The sequence below is a fragment of the Streptomyces sp. NPDC005151 genome, from assembly GCF_053599875.1.
In genome coordinates, this window is record NZ_JBSFYR010000270.1 from 1 (window position 1) to 1,137 (window position 1,137).

Annotated in this window: 1 protein-coding gene; it reads left to right on the forward strand. The window is 69.2% G+C overall.

What is annotated here, in order from left to right; all coding sequences use genetic code 11:
* Nucleotides 1-1,098, forward strand: a 1,098-nt coding sequence (locus tag ACWD6R_RS40660; protein ID WP_451823359.1) for an IS30 family transposase, incomplete at its 5' end; no start/stop codon positions are given.
* Between the last annotated feature and the right edge of the window lie 39 nt (nucleotides 1,099-1,137).

Consider the following 1,137-nt stretch of genomic DNA (forward strand, 5'->3'; position numbering starts at 1 on the left):
GTCGGCATCGACGTGCGGACGGGCAAGAAGTGGCGCAACGGATCACATGCGCACATCGGCAAGAAGAAGGCGGCGCCTCCGATCTACCAGGAGGCACCGCCTTCTGGCCCGTCCCGCTACCTGCGTGAGGCCGACCGCATCCACATAGCCGACCGTCTGCGGGAGAAGGCCACGGTCCGCGCGATCGCCGCCGAGCTGGGCCGCAGCCCGTCGACCGTCAGCCGCGAGATACGCCGCAACCGGCACCCTGGAAACGGCCAGTACCGGCCGCACGCGGCCCAGGCCCGCGCCGATGCCCGCCGACCCCGCCCCAAGACGGGGAAGATCGGTCAGAACCCCGAACTGCGGGACTTCATCCAGGACCACCTGACCCTGCGCTGGAGCCCCGAGCAGATCTGCAACGCTCTTCGCACACGGTTCCCCGACCGCCCGGAGATGCACGTGACCCACGAGACGGTCTACCAGGCCCTCTACGTCCAAGGCCGCGGAGAACTCCGCCGCGAACTCACCAAGGCCCTGCGGACAGGACGCGCCCGCCGCCGCCCCCACCGCCAGGCAGCCAAGCGCCAGCCCCGGTTCACGACCCCGATGGTCATGATCAGCGACCGCCCCGCCGAGGCCGAAGACCGGGCCGTCCCCGGCCATTGGGAAGGGGACCTCATCATCGGCAAGAACAGCGGCTCGGCGATCGGCACCCTGGTCGAACGCAGCACCCGCTACCTGATGCTGGTCCACCTGCCCGGCGACCACAGTGCGGCAAGCCTGCGCGACGCCCTGACCGACACCGTGCAAACCCTGCCGCCCCACCTGATGCGGTCCCTCACCTGGGACCAGGGCTCAGAGATGGCCGCCCACCACGCCTTCAGCATCGCCACCGATATCCCGGTCTACTTCTGCGACCCCGGCAGCCCCTGGCAGCGCGGCTCGAACGAGAACACCAATGGCCTGCTCCGCCAGTACTTCCCCAAGGGCACCAACCTCGCCGGCCACAGCCGCGAGCACCTCGACGCCGTCGCCGCCGAACTCAACAGCCGCCCACGCAAAACGCTCGGCTGGGAAACCCCAGCCGAGCGCCTGTCTAAACTGCTCGCAGCCTGATCAACCGACCACGTGTTGCAACGACCCCTCGAATTCGCC